Origin of the sequence: Tepidibacillus infernus (genome assembly GCF_048898065.1) — a bacterium.
Lineage (GTDB): Bacteria > Bacillota > Bacilli > Tepidibacillales > Tepidibacillaceae > Tepidibacillus_B > Tepidibacillus_B infernus.
Map to the genome: position 1 here is coordinate 1,845,828 of NZ_JBLWFI010000001.1, position 18,343 is coordinate 1,864,170.

Here is an 18,343-nt window from a genome sequence, read left to right on the forward strand (position 1 = left end):
CTTTCTGAGCGCATATTCCAATGTGATTGTGGTTTTGTGGCAGATAGAGATTGGAACGCTTCTATCAATATCAAGCGTGAAGGATTGCGACTGTTAGTATAATCATAAATAGAGCATGGAACAGGCTTTATAGCTAAGTAAATTTCGTACCGTTAGGTGCGATTACCTTAGAAGCCCCCACCTCTAAGCGAAACGTAGGTGGCGGGTAGTTCACTACGTCATCGTTCATTTGTACCCCCCTCTTTTTTAAGTTCATACTCGCGTTCGCCTATCTTTTTAAAAAGTCTATCTTTTCTCTTTTTCGCCATCTTAAACAAAAGAAGTTGTTTTTCTGGATCACGTTTTCTAAATGTCGAACTTGGTTTTCTTTCTAGTATAATATACCGATTATCGGTAATATTCGCTATGAATATTCTGAAAAAGCGAAAAAAAACACCTCATGCGGTGTTTTTTTCTTAATATGTATGGTGGAGGCGAGGGGAATCGAACCCCTGTCCGAAAATAACGCCACATCAGCTTCTCCGAGTGCAGTTACTTGATTTGGATTTGCTTATCCGACTGCCAAGTAACAAACGTTCGAATAAGCTAGTCTGATTGGTCTCTTCGGCCACCTACAGACGGAAGGCGAACCGCGTATCCCACTAAAGTTGAGCCCTAGTCACGCCACATGGGCGATGGAGTGGTAGAGCCGCAAGCTGAATTAAGCAGCTAATGCGAAGTTATTGTTAGTTTTGCCAGTTATTATTGGCTTTCGCGTTTTAACGAGGCCGCTGCCCCTCGACTCGCTACTGATGCTCGAACTATCCCCGTCGAATCCAAAACGCCCCCGTATTAGAGGTGAGAAGTGAATGATTAACTTCAACCACTTACTACATACTATAGTATATCATGATTGATATACTTTTAAAAGTTGAACCTTTTACCATCAATATTTTTGCTTTTCTCGCAGAGCACGCGCCATTTCGCGATTAGCATCTCTTTTTGCAATGTCATGCCTTTTGTCATACAATTTTTTACCTTTAGCTAAAGCTAAGTCTAATTTGGCAAACCCATTGCGTAAATATAGCTTAAGAGGAACTAAAGAATACCCTTGTTCTTTAGTCTTGCCAATTAATTTTCTAATCTCCTCTTTATGAAGAAGTAATTTTCTTGTTCTTGTCGGTTCATGATTAAACCGATTCCCATGTTCAAAAGGGCTAATATGCATATTATGGATAAAAACTTCCCCATTAGAGATACGAGCAAAGCTGTCCTTTAAATTAGCTTTTCCTGCACGGATGGATTTAATTTCGGTTCCAGTAAGCACGATCCCAGCCTCATAGGTATCCTCTATAAAATAATCATGGGTTGCCTTTTTGTTTTGTACGACAACTTTTCCATCCTTTTTCCCCATTTCGTGCTCACCTCTTACATATGATATCGTTAGAAAAATATTATATCAAAACCACAATGTAAAATCAAAAGGGAAACCGTTGTCCGTTTCCCTTCTTTTCATATTTATTCAAATCTAATTCTTCGTTATGATCGAGTTCTTTTCTTTTTTGCCTTTTTCTTTTTATCATTTTTCGCCACGATCACTTTACTTTCAGTTTTATCAGTAGATCGTTTCCCTTTTGGTTTTCTGCTGTTTCGTTTTCCACTCTCAATTAATTTAGGCCTTTTCATTTTATTGGCGGATTTTGGTTTCATATCTACAAGTTCAAAGTCAACTGTGTGCTCATCTAGATTTACATTCGATACACGAACCTTTACCGTATCGCCAATTCGGAATATTTTTCCTGTTCTCTCACCAATTAATGCATACTGTTTTTCGTGAAAATAATAGTAGTCATCGATTAAATAGCTGACATGGATTAAACCTTCAACAGAATTTTCCAACTCTACAAACATACCAAATGAGGTGACACTGCTAATCATTCCTTCAAATTCTTCACCAATTTTATCAAGCATGAATTCTGCTTTTTTCAAATCATCTGTTTCTCTTTCTGCATCAACCGCTACTCGTTCCCTTTCTGAGGAGTGTTCAGCAACAATTGGCATCATACTTTGCAAGTATGCATGTCTTTCTGGTGAAAGAGCTCCTTGTTCTAATACTTCCCGAATAATTCGATGGATCTGTAAATCAGGGTATCTACGAATTGGCGAAGTAAAATGGGAATAAAATTCGGTAGATAGACCAAAATGGCCTAATGGTTCTGCGTCATATCGTGCTTGCCTCATCGAACGTAAAAGTACTGTACTTATAATGGTTTGTTCTGGCGTATCTTGAATTTCCTCAAGGACGGTTTGTAATGCACGTGGATGAATTTGATTGCTTAACCCTTTTACCACATAACCAAAATTGGTGATAAACTCCGCAAAAGCAAATAGTTTATCTGGATCTGGATCTTCATGGACACGATATAAAAAGGGTACTCGTAACCAATAAAAGTGTTCTGCCACTGTTTCATTCGCTTTTAGCATAAATTCTTCAATAATTTGTTCGGCAATCGAGCGTTCACGTTTTCTTATCTCAATTGGTTTTCCTTCTTCATCAACGATGATTTTTGATTCCTCAAAATCAAAATCAATCGCACCCCGACTCATTCGTTTATTACGCAAAATAAGTGCTAAATCCCTCATCATTTTAAAATCATCGATCAGACCTTTATATCTTTCCATTAATTCTGGCGGTTCTTCTTCAAGTATTTTTCTTACATTGGTATATGTCATTCGCTCATTTGTACGTATAACGCTTGTAAAGATATCGTGATTCACAACTTCCCCGCGGGGAGTAATCTCCATTTCACAACTCATCGCTAAACGATCCACTTGCGGGTTTAAGGAACAGATACCATTAGATAACCGATGAGGTAACATAGGGATGACTCGATCTACTAAGTAGACGCTTGTTCCTCTAAAATAGGCTTCCCGATCTAAATGAGATCCTTCCTTTACATAATAAGAAACATCCGCAATATGTACTCCTAATAAATAATTTCCATTCTCTAATCGTTCAATAGAGACAGCATCATCTAAATCTTTTGCATCCTCACCATCAATCGTGACCATTTTTTTATTTCGAAGATCACGTCTATTCTTGATCTCATCTTCTGAAATCGAATCAGGTACTTTTTCTGCTTCTTGCATCACTTCATCGGAAAAAGCTTCTGGTAAGCCATATTTGCGAATAATCGATAAGATATCGACACCTGGATCATTTTTATGGCCCAAAATCTCAATAACTTCCCCTTCTGGACTCATTCTTCCTTCAGGATATTTAGTGATCCTAACAACTACCTTATGCCCTTCAACAGCCCCATTCACACCGGCTTTTGGAATAAAAATATCTTGGTAAATTCGCTTATCATCTGGAATGACAAAACCATAATATTCCCCTTCGGTAAAGGTACCTACAACTTGACGATTTGCTCGTTTTAGAATGCGTACGATTTCACCTTCCCTACGAGTACCAGAGGTTTTTAGGCTTATCCTTGCCAAGACATGGTCACCATTCATCGCACCATGCATATCGTTTAGGTGAATATAGACGTCTGATTCCCCTTTATCCTCAGGAATGACAAAACCAAATCCTTTTGGATGACTCTGTAACTTCCCTTTGATCAAATTCATTTTTTCAGGAAGACCATAGGTGTTTGCCCTTGTTCGTACAATTTCACCATTTTCCTCTAATTCATTCATCAATTTAACAAACTCTTTAAAATTTTGAGCACCTTCAATAGCGAAGACCTCTTCTAATTCTCTGATCGTCATTGGTTTATATAGTTTTTCTCGCATAAAATCTAAAATATTATCTTTCGTCGCTTGCATAACGTAACACCCCTATAATTGAGGAAGATTGTTGTATCCTATATTATTGACTAATTTGCGATATAAATAAGTAAAGATCCTCAAAAACTTTTTCCCTTTCTTGATCAATAGTCAAGATATGTGTTGATTGTTCATACCATTTGATCTCTTTTGTTGATGAGCTTATATGTCGATAAATATAATTTGCACTTTCAGGGATTACCGTTTCATCACGTTTTCCTTGCATAATGAAAACAGGGCAATGAACACGGGGTAAATCATGTTTGACTTCTTTTATCAAGCGATGGAGACTTTCTACACATTTTATTGGAGTCCGATCATAGCTTGCTAGATTTTCCTCAATCTGATCCACCTTTTTTCCCTTAACCTGATATGCTTTTATGTATTTAATCCACCTAGCAAAAGCCATCCGTTTGTCATGGACAAAAATGGGTGCTGCCATAGGAATCACTGCTAGTAATGGTTTTTCCATCGCTAATTTTAAAGATAAAATACCTCCCATCGATAACCCAATCGAAATTATCTGATCATATCCTTCGCTTTTCATAAACTCATAAGCTTCTAAGACACTATTCCACCAATCCTCTTGATTGGTTTTTGCCATCTCTTCCGGAGAAGTTCCATGCCCTGCTAATAACGGTGCATATACAGCATAACCCTTTTGCTGGAGAAAATCCCCTAATAATCTTATTTCAGCAGGAGAACCTGTAAATCCATGTATCAAGAGTAGCCCTATCCTTTTATCCCCTTGATAATAAAAAGGTTCTGGACTCTTTTTAGTGATTTTCATCAATACCACCTTCCTCATCGCCAAGTAAAAATTGACTTGCCTCCTCGATTACCAATTCTTTTTTTCCTCATCTCTGCAAACGATATGTCTCGATTTCGATAAAAAAATAAGTATCTTTTCCTGGAACTTTATGGTTTCATAGATGTATTGCCTCAAGGAATAAATCTCCATCTATCTTTAAGCGTTTACGAAACTTCTCAATAAAGCATTTAGGATTCATGTAGAAACTTGGAATTAAAAGAAAGTTACTTTCTTTTGTATTAAAAAAACAGCAAGAGTACCCTGCTGTTATCTTAGTGTATTCATATTTTCACACATCATCTATTGCACTTTCACAATGTAAGCAACAAGAATGGAAAGAATAATAAAGCCTACAGCTAACCCAATGGTTACTTTCTCAAGTACCGCATCTAGACCACGTGCCTTTTGTTTACCAAATAATTGTTCAGCTCCACCAGCAATACTTCCAGATAATCCAGCACTTTTACCAGACTGAAGTAGAACAGAACCTATTAACCCTAAAGACACAATGACTAATAGAATTTTTAGAAAAATGGCCACGATCAACACCTCCTTAAGGAGTTTAACATATGTAATTTAACATAAATCAGGACAAAGTTCAAGTTTTAATTCCAAGGTTTCTGACGATGAAAATAGGGAGACCAAAAACAGCCTCCCTACTTGGTATAAATTTGGGTTTTCCCCAAAAACTATTGACGCAATTGACGTAATACGGTTTGTAGGATACCACCATTACGATAGTATTCTACATCTACTACACTATCTAGGCGAGTTAATACTTCGAATTCGAATGTACTGCCATCTTCACGTGTTCCTACAACCTTTAGCATTTGGCCAGGTTTTACATCATTGTCTAAACCAAGAATATCAAAGGTTTCTGTGCCATTAAGATTTAAGGATTTCCAGCTTTGACCGTCGACAAATTGAAGTGGTAATACACCCATACCAACCAAATTACTACGATGAATTCGCTCAAAACTTTCAGCAATGACTGCTTTCACGCCTAAAAGGTTCGTTCCTTTTGCCGCCCAGTCACGGGAACTTCCAGTGCCATATTCCTTACCAGCTATAACGACCAATGGAATTCCAGAAGCTTGATACTTCATTGATGCATCATAGATCGACATCACTTCATCGTTTGGTAGATATTTGGTTACTCCTCCTTCTGTTCCTGGAGCAACTTGGTTACGAATACGGATATTTGCAAAAGTACCTCTCATCATCACTTCATGATTACCACGACGGGAACCATAGGAGTTAAAGTCTTTTGGATCCACTCCATGTTCAATTAAATACTTACCAGCAGGACTATCTTTCTTGATATTCCCTGCAGGTGAAATATGGTCTGTAGTCACAGAATCACCAAGTAAAGCAAGTACTCTTGCTCCTTTAATTTCTTGAATATCGTCAAGCTCTGGGCTTAACCCTTCAAAGAATGGAGGATTTTGAATATAGGTCGATCTTTCATCCCACTCATAAAGTTTTCCTTTTGGAACCTCAATTTTATTCCAACGCTCATTTGCTGTAAAGACTGAGCTATATTGTTTGCGGAAGATTTCTGGATTCATTGATTTAACGATCGCCTCTTGAATTTCTTGATTTGTCGGCCAAATATCTTTTAAATAAACAGGCTGATTGTTTTGATCATAGCCAATTGGATCTTTTGTTAAATCAATATCTACTGTTCCAGCTAACGCATAAGCAACAACTAATGGTGGTGAAGCAAGGTAGTTTGCTTTTACTTGTGCATGAACACGTCCTTCAAAGTTACGATTCCCTGAAAGGACAGAAGCAACCGTTAAGTCATTTTCTTCAATCGCTTTACTTACTTCATCTGGCAAGGGACCACTGTTACCAATACATGTAGTACAACCATAGCCAACAATATCAAAACCTAATGCTTTAAGGGATTCCATTACTCCAGCATTATTTAAATAGTCAGCAACGACTCTTGACCCTGGAGCTAATGAACTTTTAACATAAGCTGGTTTTCTTAGTCCGCGTTCAACAGCTTTTTTGGCAACAAGTCCTGCACCTAACATTACACTTGGGTTAGATGTATTGGTACAGCTAGTAATGGCAGCGATTACAACAGATCCAGTGCCCAACTGAGTCTTTTCGCCATTTGGATGAGATACTTCAACTGTTTTCTCAATGTCACTATCAGAAAGGCCTAAACCACCTTTATCAATCGGGTTACGAATCGCTTTATTCCATGCTTCCTTCATCTGAGCCAACTCAATGCGATCTTGAGGACGCTTTGGACCTGCTAAGCTAGGAACAACAGTAGATAGATCGAGTTCAAGCGTATCTGTAAAAACTGGGTCTTCCATTCCGTCAGTACGGAACAAGCCTTGTGCTTTTAAATAGGCCTCAACAAGATTAATTAACTCTTCATCACGGCCTGTTAGTCTAAGATAATTTAAGGTTTCATGATCTACTGGGAAGAATCCCATGGTTGCACCGTATTCAGGAGCCATATTTGCCACTGTTGCACGGTCAGCAAGACTAATATTACTTAATCCATCCCCATAGAACTCAACAAATTTTCCAACAACGCCTTTTTTACGGAGCATTTCGACAACAGTTAGTGCTAAATCGGTTGCAGTCGCTCCCTCTGCTAATTGACCTGTCAACTTAAAACCAATTACATCTGGAGTGACAAAATATAAGGGTTGGCCAAGCATTCCTGCTTCTGCTTCGATACCGCCAACACCCCAACCAACGATTCCTAAACCATCGATCATAGTGGTATGGGAGTCAGTACCCACTAAACTGTCAGGGAAAACAATCGTTTCACCATTTTCCTCTTTTGTCTGAACCACTTTTGCCAAGTACTCAAGGTTTACTTGGTGGATGATCCCAGTTGCTGGTGGTACAGCTCGGAAATTATTAAATGAATCTTGTGCCCAACGCAAAAATTTATATCTTTCTTCATTACGTTCAAATTCAATGTTCATATTGTATTCTAATGCATCTTCACTACCAAATCGATCTACCATGACAGAATGATCAATGACTAGATCTACAGGTACTAATGGGTTAATTTTTTCAGGATCCCCACCTACATCAGCCATCGCTTTGCGCATCGCTGCTAAATCAACGACTGCAGGGACACCGGTAAAATCTTGTAATACAATACGAGCTGGTTTAAATGGAACTTCTTTATCCTTTCCAGCCCCTTTGTCCCAATTTGCTAGTTGCTTTACATGTTCTTCTGTAATTGCTTTTCCATCAACTTGACGTACGGCTGCCTCAAGCAATACCTTGATGGAAAATGGAAGTTTGGATACCTGTCCTATTCCTTTTTCTTCAAGGGCTTTGAGAGAATAGTATTTGTACGTTTTATCTCCCACTTGCAATTCGGAACGAACAGAGAATACATCTTGGTTTGCCATAACCGCTTTCCCTCCCTGATTAAACTTTGTAAAGATTAGTTTTACTGTATGAAACTAAGTTTCTTTTCTATCTGTATCGACTATATTATACATGTTTTTTGGCAATTCGGACATATCTTTTTTTTCATAATTTTTATTTTTCCAATATTCTTTACGCTTTTATATCGTTTCTGTATAATTTTTATTAGTGAAAACTAAATTTTATACTATAAAACTTAGTACTTAATTGATAGTGATTGGAGCGAACGAAATGGAAGGGCAACCATCGGAAAAAAAATCAACGGTTCGGGCAGTAGAACGTTCATTAGATATTCTTATGTGTTTTGTGGACGAGACAGAATTAAGTCTAACTGAAATAGCAAAACGAATCGCTCTCCATAAAAGTACGGTATTTCGATTACTTCATACGCTAGAACAAAAAGGGTTTTTAATTCGAAATCCAGAGACAGAAAAATATCGTTTAGGCTATCGAATCTGGGAACTCTCTTCAAATCTAATGGGATTAAATGACCCTGCCACTCTTTTATTACCGGAAATGGAGCAATTAAGAGACTTACTTGGAGAAACGATTAGTCTATATGTTAGAGATGGTTATGAGAGGATTAGAATTCAGTCAGTAGAAGGAAATCAATCGATTCGTAGAGTTGCCCCAATCGGTGCAAGGATGCCTCTTTCCGTTGGAGCCTCGAGTAAAATTCTACTTGCTTATGAAGATTTAATAACTAAAGAAAGTCTTCTGAAGCAACTTGAAACATTGTATGGCATCAACACCAATCTCTTTAAACAACTTCTAGAAAAAACAAAACAAAATGGCTATGCTACTAGTTTTGAAGAACGAGAAACAGGAGCAGCCGCTATTTCCGTCCCCATTTTTAACCGTTCTGGCAAATTAGTTGCAGCCCTTTCAGTGTCAGGCCCAATCAATCGGCTAACTCTGACTAAAATGAAGGAAATGGTTCCAATCTTAAAAGAAACCGCCCTCAATATGGGAAAAAAGGTGAGATGATACTTGAGAAAAATCCCCTTTTTTAGATCTGCCTAATAAAAGGGGATTAAATAATCTGTTATCCTTCCATGGCCTGGACGCATAGGGCCTTTATACTTTATGTCGTAATATGCTTTCATGATTTAAAGCATATTATTTTCAGGATTTGCTCCTAATGGCCCTGTACACAAGGTTAAACCGTTATTTGGACTATCTACTAGATTGATCAAACGATCTAAATTTTCTTTATTCGTTATGATTCTAGGAAGGCCGAAAATAGACCAAGGTGGAGTAAAAATGATCTAAGGTAACCTTATCATCATCATCGCCATACCAACGAAAAGTCATTTTCAATACGATCACCCTCTTAGTAATTTATTATCCAAAAAAGATGACCTAATAACAGTTGGCTATTCAACCGATTATAGGTCATTATTTTACTCTATTAAATTATAGTAAGGCAGCTTTTTTTAAAATTTCGATTAATTCTTGCTTTTTCTCCTCACTTAATGGCCTAGCTGGAGGAAGTACATAAGTTGAGATATCCAACCCTCTTAACCGTGTAGCTTCTTTAACAACATTTACAAATGGAGAATCTAACTTATACATAAGAGGTAGATAGGCTAATCGTTGATGTAACTCAATTGCAGTTTGATAATCTTTATTTTGAAAAGCTTGATAAATTCCTACTGTTAATTCAGGTGCGAAGTTACCACTTGCTGAAATCGCTCCATCTCCGCCTAATGCTAGAGTGTTGAACAGATGATCATCAAATCCAGCAAGAACTGAAAAATAAGGATACTTTCCTTTCACTTTTAAGATCATTTCCCGAATATGTCCTGCAGTATCTACTGTTTCTTTAATTCCCATAATATTAGAATGTTTTTCAACTAATTTCATTACAATTTCAGGACTCAAATCTTGTCCAGTTAAATTTGGAAAGTTATAAAGAAGGATTGGAAGATCGACAGAATCTGCGATTTCACCATAATGAGCCAAAAGGTTTTCTTCAGTAAGTGGCCAATAATATGGGTTAATAATCACAACACCGTCTGCTCCTATTTCTTTACTATGTTGGCTTAAGGTAATGATTTCACGCGTATTGGTTCCACCTGTTCCGATTAAAACGGGTACTCTACCTTTTACATATTCTGTAGCAAAAGCAGCTACTTCTTTTCTTTCTTCAAAGGACATTTGGCTGAATTCGCCACCACTTCCTAAGAAAAATAGGCCATTAACACCTGAATCGATCATAAAATCAATTAATTTACCCATTCCTTGACGGTCCAATTTTAAGTTTTCATCAAAGATTGTTGACACCGGTGGGATAATACCATGGAATAACTTTTCTTTCATCATCTAATACACCTCTATATTACCTTATAATAGACTAAATAGCTTTTAATTCTTATGCAAACCATTCGAGTGGTATTGTAACTAATTGAGGGAATAACACTAATAAAAGTAAAACGAGGACTTGAACTAATAAAAACGGCCAAATTCCCTTCGTAATATCTATAATGCTAATTTTACTAATACCACATCCTACATATAAAACAGTACCAACAGGAGGTGTAATCAATCCAATAGATAAATTGATGACCATTAATAACCCAAAATAAACTGGGTCAATACCAACTTGTGTAACTACTGGTAATAGTACAGGTGTAAAAATTAAGATAGCCGGTGTTAAATCCATTACAGTTCCTACTAACATTAAGAACACCATAATGATTAACATTAAGATAGTCGGATTTGTTGTAAGACCTTGCATAAAGCTTCCCAATTCTGCAGGAACTTGAGCCACTGTAATTACATAAGCTGAAACAATCGCAGTGGCGGCTAGAAACATAACTACTCCAGTTGTTTTTGTTGTTTCAATAAAAACCTTAGATAAATCTTTGACTTTCATTTCTCGATAACCAAAACTAATAATTAAAGCATATACAGCCGCAACTACACCAGCCTCTGTTGGTGTAAATACGCCTCCACGTAATCCAATAATAATAATTAGTGGCAATAACAATGCCCAAAAAGCTCGTTTAAAAGCTCTCCATCTTTGAGCTGTGGTTGCTTTTTGCATCGTTTGACTATTATCTTTTTTAGCAACAAAATACCAAACGGTTACTAATCCACCTGCTAACAAAATCCCTGGGACAATCCCAGACATAAATAATCTTGTAATGGAAACGCCTCCAATAACTCCAAAAAGAATCATTGGAATACTAGGCGGAATAATCGTACCAAGTATACCAGTAGAAGCTACTAAACCAGTTGATCGGTTCACATTATACCCTTTTGACACCATCATCGGAATAAGAATAGCCCCAAGCGCAGCAGTATCTGCCACTGCTGAACCCGATAACCCTGCAAAAATAACTCCGGAAATGATCATTACATATCCTAATCCACCACGAATATGACCAACTAAAGAGCTTGCAAAATCAACAATCCTTCTAGAGACACCACCAACATTCATGATTTCCCCAGTTAAGATAAAGAAGGGAATCGCCATTAACGCAAAACTATTCGCACCATTAATGAGGTTTTCAGCAATAATTTGTGTATCAAAAATCCCTAACGCGAGCATCATAGCTATCGCACTGATTAACATAGAAATAGCAACTGGCACACCGATAAGTAAGAAGAAAAATAAGCTACCTAGAAATAACCAAATCATTTGCTATTTTCCCTCCTTTAACCTTGTAGTCGTATCAAGTTCTGTTTTTACCCATGGAGGAGGATCTTGAGTAAAGAATACAAAACGGATAGTTTGTACAATACTGATGCCAATCATTACAACAGCTGCAAATAAACCTGCTAAATAGATAATATTGATTGGAATTCCTGTTGCTGGTCCGGTAATTAATTCGTTTAATTTCATCATTTTTAATAGCCCATCAATAAATAGCCCTAAAACAATAATAATTAAAAGATTAGACACTAAATGTAATAACTTCTGAACACCCAATGGAACTCTACCTACTAGTAGATCTACTCCTAAATGACTTTTATCTTTTAATGCTACTATAGCACCTAAAAATACTACCCAAACAAATGCAAACCGGGCTATTTCTTCAGACCAGGTGAGCCCAGAATTAAATCCGTAGCGGAGAACGACATTTAGGAAGACAAGGATAACCATTAAGCCAAGTACTGAAATAATAATGGCATTTAAAATACCATTTAAAACTTTTAATAACTTCTCCATCTCGCCTCACCTCATTAAAAGGATAGTATTGCCATGGGAGAAACAATTTCCCATGGCAAATATATTTCTATTATTTTAAATCGCGAACTTTTTGAACGAATGCTTCTGCCCAATCGAATTGTTTATATAGATCTTGATATACAGGGTCCATTGCTTTAACCATTTGCTCCTTAAATGCTGCATCTGGAACGATAATTTCTAAACCTTTTTCTTTTAAGAAATCTTTTACTTCGTTTTCAGATTTTAATAGAAGTTCCCATTCATAATTTGCAGATTCTTGTGCAGCTTCTAAGATAATTTGTTGAGTTTCTTTGTCAAATCCATCAAATAGTTTCTTGTTCATTAAATAAACATTTGGGCTGAACATATGATTAGATTCTAATACACTTGTTTGAACTTCATAGAATCCAGATGCTTTTAAAGTTGCATATGGATTTTCTTGTCCATCGATAACCTTTTGCTCTAATGCTGTAAATACCTCTGATAATGGAAGAGGTTGAACGCTGGTTCCTAATGCTTTACCAGTGTTAACGAAGATTGGAATATTAGGCATTCTTAAACGGAATCCCTTAAAATCATCCATAGACTTGATAGAACGATTTGCAGAAATTACTCTAAATCCGTTAACAGTCCATGCTAAAGGTTCTACACCTAACTTTCTGAATTCTGCTTCGATTTCATCGCCAACTTCACCATCAAGCGCTTTTTTTGCATGATCATAGTTATCAAATAAGTAAGGCCACTCTACAGCACCTATTTTTGGATTAGCTGTTTGTAATCCCATACCTGTTATCGCCATTTCTACAGTTCCATTACGTACTCCATTTGTAAATTGTGCTTCATCACCAAGTTGGTTACTTGGATAGATCTCTACTACAACTTTACCATTTGTTTTTTCTTCAACGATTTTCTTAAACTTCTCTTTTAATGCTATATTTTGAGGATGATCTTCGGCAAAATAGTTGGCAATTTTTATTTTTTGTACACCATCTGATGTAGCCTTCTCTCCACCTGTTGTCCCTTGGCTACAAGCCACAGACACTAGCATTAAAACTGCAACTAAGCCTAATAATAAAAACTTTTTAAATTTCATTATTATTTAGCCCCCTTAAATGTGATAAAATTAAATTTGGTTTTTTATAGAACATTACTTTGAAGAATACCCTTGTTTGGAACCCTCCTTTCAAGTGATAAATCCTTTTCTTCAAGTAATGTTTTTTTAATTCTTTCTAGCTTTTTTTACTTCATCTACGAACTGGGATGCTTTCAATTCCAATTCACTTAAGTAAGACTTATCGATGTTTTTTCTGGTATTCACTAATGAACTTCCTATACCTGCAGCCACTCCACCGGCCTTGATGTATTCAGCAACATTGCTTAAATCCAATCCCCCTGTAGGCATTAATGGAATATGGGGTAATGGACCGTGTACATCTTTTAAATACTTTGGTCCAAATACATTGGCAGGAAAAACTTTTATGATATCAGCACCATTTTCGTAGGCTGTTACGATTTCAGTTGGGGTTAAAGCTCCTGGTATACTAATGACACCATAACGTTTAGCCAGACGAATCGTGTCTACATTTACTGTTGGAGAGAAAATGAATTTCGCTCCAGACATAATCGCAGCTCTGGCAGTCTCTGGGTCAAGGACCGTTCCAGCACCAACAATCAAATCCTCTCCCAATTCTTCAGACACTTTTTCAATAAGAGTTAAGACCTTTGGGGTTTCTACTGTGATTTCTAAAGTTTTTACACCACCATTTTTTAATGCTCTAGCAATAGGAAGAATGTTATTTGGATTTGCTCCTCGTATGATGGCTACTACCCCATTTTCCTTTATTTGTTGCAAAAGCTCCATTTTTGTCACTCCTAACGGTTTACATCGTTACTTTTTTCGGTATAGAGTTCTTCTAACTCTTCTCTTTCAGGTAAACCTTCTACGTCCCCATTAACCATGACCACAAATGCACCTACTGCGTTTCCTCTTCTAACTGCCTCGAATAAGTCAAGACCATCGAGTAAACCAGAGATAAATCCTGCAGCGAAGCCATCACCTGCACCTACTGGGTCTACTACTTGTTCAACAGGGAATCCTGGAACATATTGACTTTCATTTTTTGTAAAGTAATAAGCGCCTTTATCCCCAGCTTTAATAACTGCAATTGAGGCACCGTGCTGAATAAATAACTCTCCAAGCTTTTGAGGATTCTTTTCCCCAAACATAAATTCCCCCTCTTCAACACCGGGTAATATAATATCTGCTTGTGAAGCAATTTCTAGTAGAGTTGCTCTAGCTTTCTTTTCATCCCATAATTTTCTTCTTAAATTGGGATCAAACACGATTTGTACCGAATTCTTTTTCGCAATTTTAATCGCTTCAAAGACCATCTCATAACAACTTTCGCTTAAAGCAGGAGTAATGCCCGTAATATGAAGATATTTTGCTTGTGCAATATATTCTTCATTTAGGTCATCCTTATTCATTTTGCTAGCCGCAGAGTTTTTTCGGTAATAATAAACTCTTAAATCATTTGGCCTTCTAAACTCTTTAAAATAGAGACCGGTAGTTGCCAAAGGGTCTTCCTTAACATAACTAACATCGACACCCTCCCCGCGAATAAAGACAACCATTGCCTTGCCAAATTCATCTTTACCTACTCTACTAATCCAACCAACACGATGACCTAATCGAGATAATCCAATGGCAAAATTTGATTCTGCTCCAGCAAACTTTCTTGAAAACTCATTAGCATATCTCATTGGGCCACTTGAATCTGGGGTCATGAGAACCATTGTTTCTCCAAATGTTACTACATCCATAATAAGTCTCCCATTTCCAATTAAGCGTTAGCTAAATATTGATAAATAGATTCTGGAATAGGCACCCCATTTTTCAATCTTTCATCTTCATTGCGTTGTTCAGGTTCACCAGGTACCATCACTTTATTAAATCCTTCTGCTGGTTGTGATTCATGAATTTCATTGATCATTAGATCCATATTATTCAAGAATGAATCTGTATCCGTAAATACTGCTGGATTGATTGCAGCAACAAAATGACCTAATTTACGCATCTTGTTATATTCCCCATACATTGTGGTAATGTGTGGTCCAAAACCTGCACCTACAAGAATACCTGAAAAAATATCAACAACCATTGCTAACCCGTAACCTTTAGGTCCAGCAAAAGGTAGTAAGGCATTTACTTTTTCTGGATCGGTTGTCGGCTTACCATTTTCATCTACTCCCCAATCTGCTGGAATAGACTGGCCAACTTCTCTTGCATGAAGAACCTTTCCAAAAGCAACATTGCTAGTAGCCATGTCTAAAATGACTGGTTTGTTTTCTTTGGCAGGGAAACCAAAAGCAATTGGATTTGTACCAAAGAAAGGTTTAGCTCCGCCAAAAGGTACAACAACTTTGTCAGTATGAGTCATTGCAATCCCAATCATATTCTCCTGTACAGCTTGTTGAACAAAGTAAGATAATGCACCGCAATGGCTACTGTTGATAACTCCAACCATTCCAATACCACTTTTCTTTGCCATATTGATCGCATAATCCATAGCTTCTTTAGCAACCACATGCCCCATTCCATCATCACCATCAAAAATAGCTGAGGAAGGACCAGTTTCCTTTACACTAAATTTAGGATTTGGATTGATTCCACCTTCATTGATTCTTTTTACATAGTGTTCTGTTCTTAAAACACCATGGGAGTAAACCCCTCGTAAATTTGCATGAACTAGCACATCAGCAACAACACTTGCATGATCATTTGGTATGCCAGCATTACTTAATTTTTTCACCACAAAATTTTTTAGTTCCTCATGGGAGATAATGATATCTGCCATTTCTAATCATTCCTCTCTTGTATTTGTTTTTATTTGTAATTTTTATATTTTACTCTAAATTTGTATGTCGTTTACGCAATTCATCATTTAAGTCGGCATTTAAGCTTGTTTCACTTTGTAATAGATAAATGATAATCGCATCTAATAGAAGATGAACTGCCTGATCAAATTGATTGCCAAGAGGCTGAATCGTATCAGGTTCTTCAGGTCTACGATATTTTGTTGCAGCAGGAATTTTTAATATAAAGTCACTTATTCTAGCTATCTTAGAAGACTCATTTGTAGTTACAACTCCTACTTTTGCTTCAATTTTTTTAGCTTTTAAAGCAAACTGATAGATAGTATCAGTTTCACCAGAGCCGGTAATGGCAATAAGTACGTCCCCTTTTTCAATACTTGGTGTAATTGTTTCGCCAATCACGTAGACATGATACCCACTGTGCATTAGTCTCATAGCGAACGCCTTTGCCATAAAACCAGAACGGCCTTCTCCATAAACAAAAATACGATTTACTCTCTTTAGATAGTTAGAAAAAGATATGGCTTCTTCTTCCTTTACATTACTTAAAACATTCTCCATTTCCTCAACTATAGTGTCAATGAGCTTTCTCATAACTCTGATTGATCAACTCCCTTATTTTTAAGGCAACTTCATCAGGTTTTTTCGCCTTTGTGATTGCGCTTCCAATTATTAGAATATTAGGACTATTTTTTACAATGGTAGGTAAATTGTCTATGTTTATTCCACCTGCAACAGCAATTTCAAAACCAGAGATTCCTTTAACAAGATTAAAAATATTGTTATCTAAAGAACTTTCCTCCTGCATATCCTTGCCAATATGTAGAGATATAAGATTCACACCTAAGCCCTTTAATTCGTAGATTCTTTTCTTTCCTTTTATACCTAATAAATCAATCATTACTCTTTTATTAAACTGGTTTGCTATATCCAAGGTATCCTTAATCGTTTTGTCAGCTGAAAATGCCATGACTGTCGTAATATCAGCACCTGCCTCAAAAGCTTGAATGGCTTCATATTTCCCTGCATCGCAAGTTTTCATATCTGCCACTATTGTTTTTGAAGGGTAAGTCTTTTTCATTTCTCGAATAATGGCCATTCCGTATTCTTTAATGATCCCTGTACCAATTTCGATCCAATCAACCATGTTTGCTGTTTTCTCTACTAATTCAAAACATCGTTCTTTTGTTAATCTGTCTAAAGCTAGTTGGATCTTCATCTTTCCACAATTTCCATTTCCCCTAGATACGCTAAAACATCTTCGTAGTAAGGAAGCCCTTCATTGTCACCGGAAACGCTTACCACCATTGATCCAATCGCATTAGCGAATCTAAGTGTTTTTTGTAAATCCCACCCCTTGAGAACTCCATAGATAAAACCTGCGTCAAAGCCATCACCAGCACCAACCGTATCAACAACCTTGCGAGGTATTAAGGCTGAAACTTCAATATATTGATCACCGTATGAACCTATAGACCCTTTTTCTCCACGTTTAATGGCCACGTAGGATGCGCCGAACGACTTAAATTTTTTGATGACACGCTTCGCTTCTGTTTCACCTATTAAAAGTTCTGCTTCTTCTTCACCTGTTAAGACAATATCTACATATGGGAGAAATTGAGATAGTTTTTCTTTTGCTTTTTCTTTACTCCAAAGCTTTAAACGAATATTAGGATCAAAGGAAATAAGTAAACCATTTTGTTTGGCTAAGGTAATCGCTTTCATTATCACTTCAAAATTTTTTCCACCAATTGCTGGAAAAACTCCTGTAATATGCAAAAGTTTTGCTTGTTTAAAATAATCTTCATCAAGTTGATCAGGGGTAAGGCTAAATGTAGGAGAATCCCAACGATAATAAAATGTCCGACCACTGCCATCTTCCATAATCTCTTTAAAATTCAAAGAGGTAGGGAATCCATCAACAAGTTTAACCTGACAAATGTCAATTCCTTCTCCCCTAATCTTGTTAAGAATATAACGGCCAAATTCGTCATTTCCTAAACGACTAATCCAGCCTGTTTTTAATCCCAATCTTGCACAACCAATTGCAACGTTTAATTCGGCTCCTCCAATTTTCTTAGTAAACTTCTGTACAAATCTCATAGGACCTGTAGTTGACGGGTTGAAGGTTATCATTCCATCTCCTATAGTAATCACGTCCAACATGCTTTCACCACTTTCAGTAGAAATAATGCCGTGGTTCTACTAATCTACTATTTAATTTTTAATTAGCAGAATCACAGTTTATTTTA

General features: G+C 36.9%; 17 protein-coding genes, 1 other RNA gene and 1 pseudogene. 2 read left to right on the plus strand and 17 right to left on the minus strand.

Annotation, left to right across the window (positions count from 1 at the left end; all coding sequences use genetic code 11):
* A partial coding sequence (locus TEPIDINF_RS09325; protein WP_421692159.1) for a zinc ribbon domain-containing protein occupies nucleotides 1-102 on the plus strand: 102 nt, incomplete at its 5' end.
* Nucleotides 103-465: 363 nt separating this feature from the next.
* Here the strand turns inward: TEPIDINF_RS09325 and ssrA are convergent.
* The 6 genes from ssrA to acnA form a co-directional block, all read right to left on the minus strand.
* Nucleotides 466-828, minus strand: a transfer-messenger RNA (tmRNA) gene (gene ssrA / locus TEPIDINF_RS09330).
* Nucleotides 829-925: 97 nt separating this feature from the next.
* A complete protein-coding gene (gene smpB / locus TEPIDINF_RS09335; protein ID WP_421691834.1) occupies nucleotides 926-1,393 on the minus strand; it encodes an SsrA-binding protein SmpB in 468 nt (155 codons plus the stop codon).
* A 125-nt stretch (nucleotides 1,394-1,518) separates the two neighbouring features.
* Entirely contained in the window at nucleotides 1,519-3,810 is a 2,292-nt protein-coding gene (gene rnr / locus TEPIDINF_RS09340; RefSeq protein ID WP_082732493.1) for a ribonuclease R, read from the minus strand.
* A gap of 43 nt (nucleotides 3,811-3,853) precedes the next feature.
* Nucleotides 3,854-4,600: an alpha/beta hydrolase gene (locus TEPIDINF_RS09345; RefSeq protein WP_068725997.1), complete on the minus strand. Its 747-nt coding sequence runs from the start codon at nucleotides 4,598-4,600 to the stop codon at nucleotides 3,854-3,856.
* A 321-nt stretch (nucleotides 4,601-4,921) separates the two neighbouring features.
* The gene (gene secG / locus TEPIDINF_RS09350; protein WP_068726000.1) at nucleotides 4,922-5,161 is read right to left on the minus strand and encodes a preprotein translocase subunit SecG; all 240 of its coding nucleotides are present in this window, start codon (nucleotides 5,159-5,161) and stop codon (nucleotides 4,922-4,924) included.
* A gap of 149 nt (nucleotides 5,162-5,310) precedes the next feature.
* Nucleotides 5,311-8,019 (minus strand): aconitate hydratase AcnA, encoded by a 2,709-nt coding sequence (gene acnA, locus TEPIDINF_RS09355; protein ID WP_068726002.1) that lies wholly within the window; start codon nucleotides 8,017-8,019, stop codon nucleotides 5,311-5,313.
* A 250-nt stretch (nucleotides 8,020-8,269) separates the two neighbouring features.
* On the opposite strand from acnA, the gene TEPIDINF_RS09360 reads away from it, so the two are divergent.
* Complete coding sequence (locus tag TEPIDINF_RS09360) at nucleotides 8,270-9,025, plus strand: IclR family transcriptional regulator (RefSeq protein WP_421691835.1); 756 nt, start codon at nucleotides 8,270-8,272, stop codon at nucleotides 9,023-9,025.
* A 128-nt stretch (nucleotides 9,026-9,153) separates the two neighbouring features.
* On the opposite strand, the pseudogene TEPIDINF_RS09365 reads toward TEPIDINF_RS09360, so the two are convergent.
* From TEPIDINF_RS09365 to TEPIDINF_RS09415, 11 genes and pseudogenes are all read right to left on the minus strand, one after another.
* A pseudogene (locus TEPIDINF_RS09365) lies at nucleotides 9,154-9,294 on the minus strand (mannonate dehydratase); the annotation flags it as partial.
* A 160-nt stretch (nucleotides 9,295-9,454) separates the two neighbouring features.
* Nucleotides 9,455-10,363 carry a dihydrodipicolinate synthase family protein gene (locus TEPIDINF_RS09370; protein ID WP_421691836.1) on the minus strand — a complete coding sequence of 303 codons (909 nt, stop codon included), beginning with the start codon at nucleotides 10,361-10,363 and terminating at the stop codon, nucleotides 9,455-9,457.
* A gap of 49 nt (nucleotides 10,364-10,412) precedes the next feature.
* Nucleotides 10,413-11,684, minus strand: a complete 1,272-nt coding sequence (locus tag TEPIDINF_RS09375; RefSeq protein ID WP_421691837.1) for a TRAP transporter large permease — start codon at nucleotides 11,682-11,684, stop codon at nucleotides 10,413-10,415.
* A gap of 3 nt (nucleotides 11,685-11,687) precedes the next feature.
* A complete protein-coding gene (locus TEPIDINF_RS09380) occupies nucleotides 11,688-12,215 on the minus strand; it encodes a TRAP transporter small permease (protein ID WP_421691838.1) in 528 nt (175 codons plus the stop codon).
* Nucleotides 12,216-12,285: 70 nt separating this feature from the next.
* Nucleotides 12,286-13,308: a TRAP transporter substrate-binding protein gene (locus TEPIDINF_RS09385; protein ID WP_421691839.1), complete on the minus strand. Its 1,023-nt coding sequence runs from the start codon at nucleotides 13,306-13,308 to the stop codon at nucleotides 12,286-12,288.
* Between the two features lie 126 nt (nucleotides 13,309-13,434).
* On the minus strand, nucleotides 13,435-14,076 hold the full coding sequence (locus TEPIDINF_RS09390) for a bifunctional 4-hydroxy-2-oxoglutarate aldolase/2-dehydro-3-deoxy-phosphogluconate aldolase (protein ID WP_421691840.1): 642 nt from the start codon (nucleotides 14,074-14,076) through the stop codon (nucleotides 13,435-13,437).
* An 11-nt stretch (nucleotides 14,077-14,087) separates the two neighbouring features.
* The gene (locus tag TEPIDINF_RS09395) at nucleotides 14,088-15,038 is read right to left on the minus strand and encodes a sugar kinase (protein ID WP_421691841.1); all 951 of its coding nucleotides are present in this window, start codon (nucleotides 15,036-15,038) and stop codon (nucleotides 14,088-14,090) included.
* Nucleotides 15,039-15,058: 20 nt separating this feature from the next.
* Nucleotides 15,059-16,072 (minus strand): ureidoglycolate dehydrogenase, encoded by a 1,014-nt coding sequence (gene allD / locus TEPIDINF_RS09400; protein ID WP_421691842.1) that lies wholly within the window; start codon nucleotides 16,070-16,072, stop codon nucleotides 15,059-15,061.
* Between the two features lie 49 nt (nucleotides 16,073-16,121).
* Nucleotides 16,122-16,685 (minus strand): 6-phospho-3-hexuloisomerase, encoded by a 564-nt coding sequence (gene hxlB / locus TEPIDINF_RS09405; protein WP_421691843.1) that lies wholly within the window; start codon nucleotides 16,683-16,685, stop codon nucleotides 16,122-16,124.
* Entirely contained in the window at nucleotides 16,669-17,310 is a 642-nt protein-coding gene (gene hxlA / locus TEPIDINF_RS09410; protein WP_421691844.1) for a 3-hexulose-6-phosphate synthase, read from the minus strand. The genes hxlB and hxlA overlap by 17 nt, the downstream gene beginning before the upstream one ends.
* Nucleotides 17,307-18,257 carry a sugar kinase gene (locus tag TEPIDINF_RS09415; protein ID WP_421691845.1) on the minus strand — a complete coding sequence of 317 codons (951 nt, stop codon included), beginning with the start codon at nucleotides 18,255-18,257 and terminating at the stop codon, nucleotides 17,307-17,309. Before TEPIDINF_RS09415 ends, hxlA begins: the two co-directional genes overlap by 4 nt.
* Between the last annotated feature and the right edge of the window lie 86 nt (nucleotides 18,258-18,343).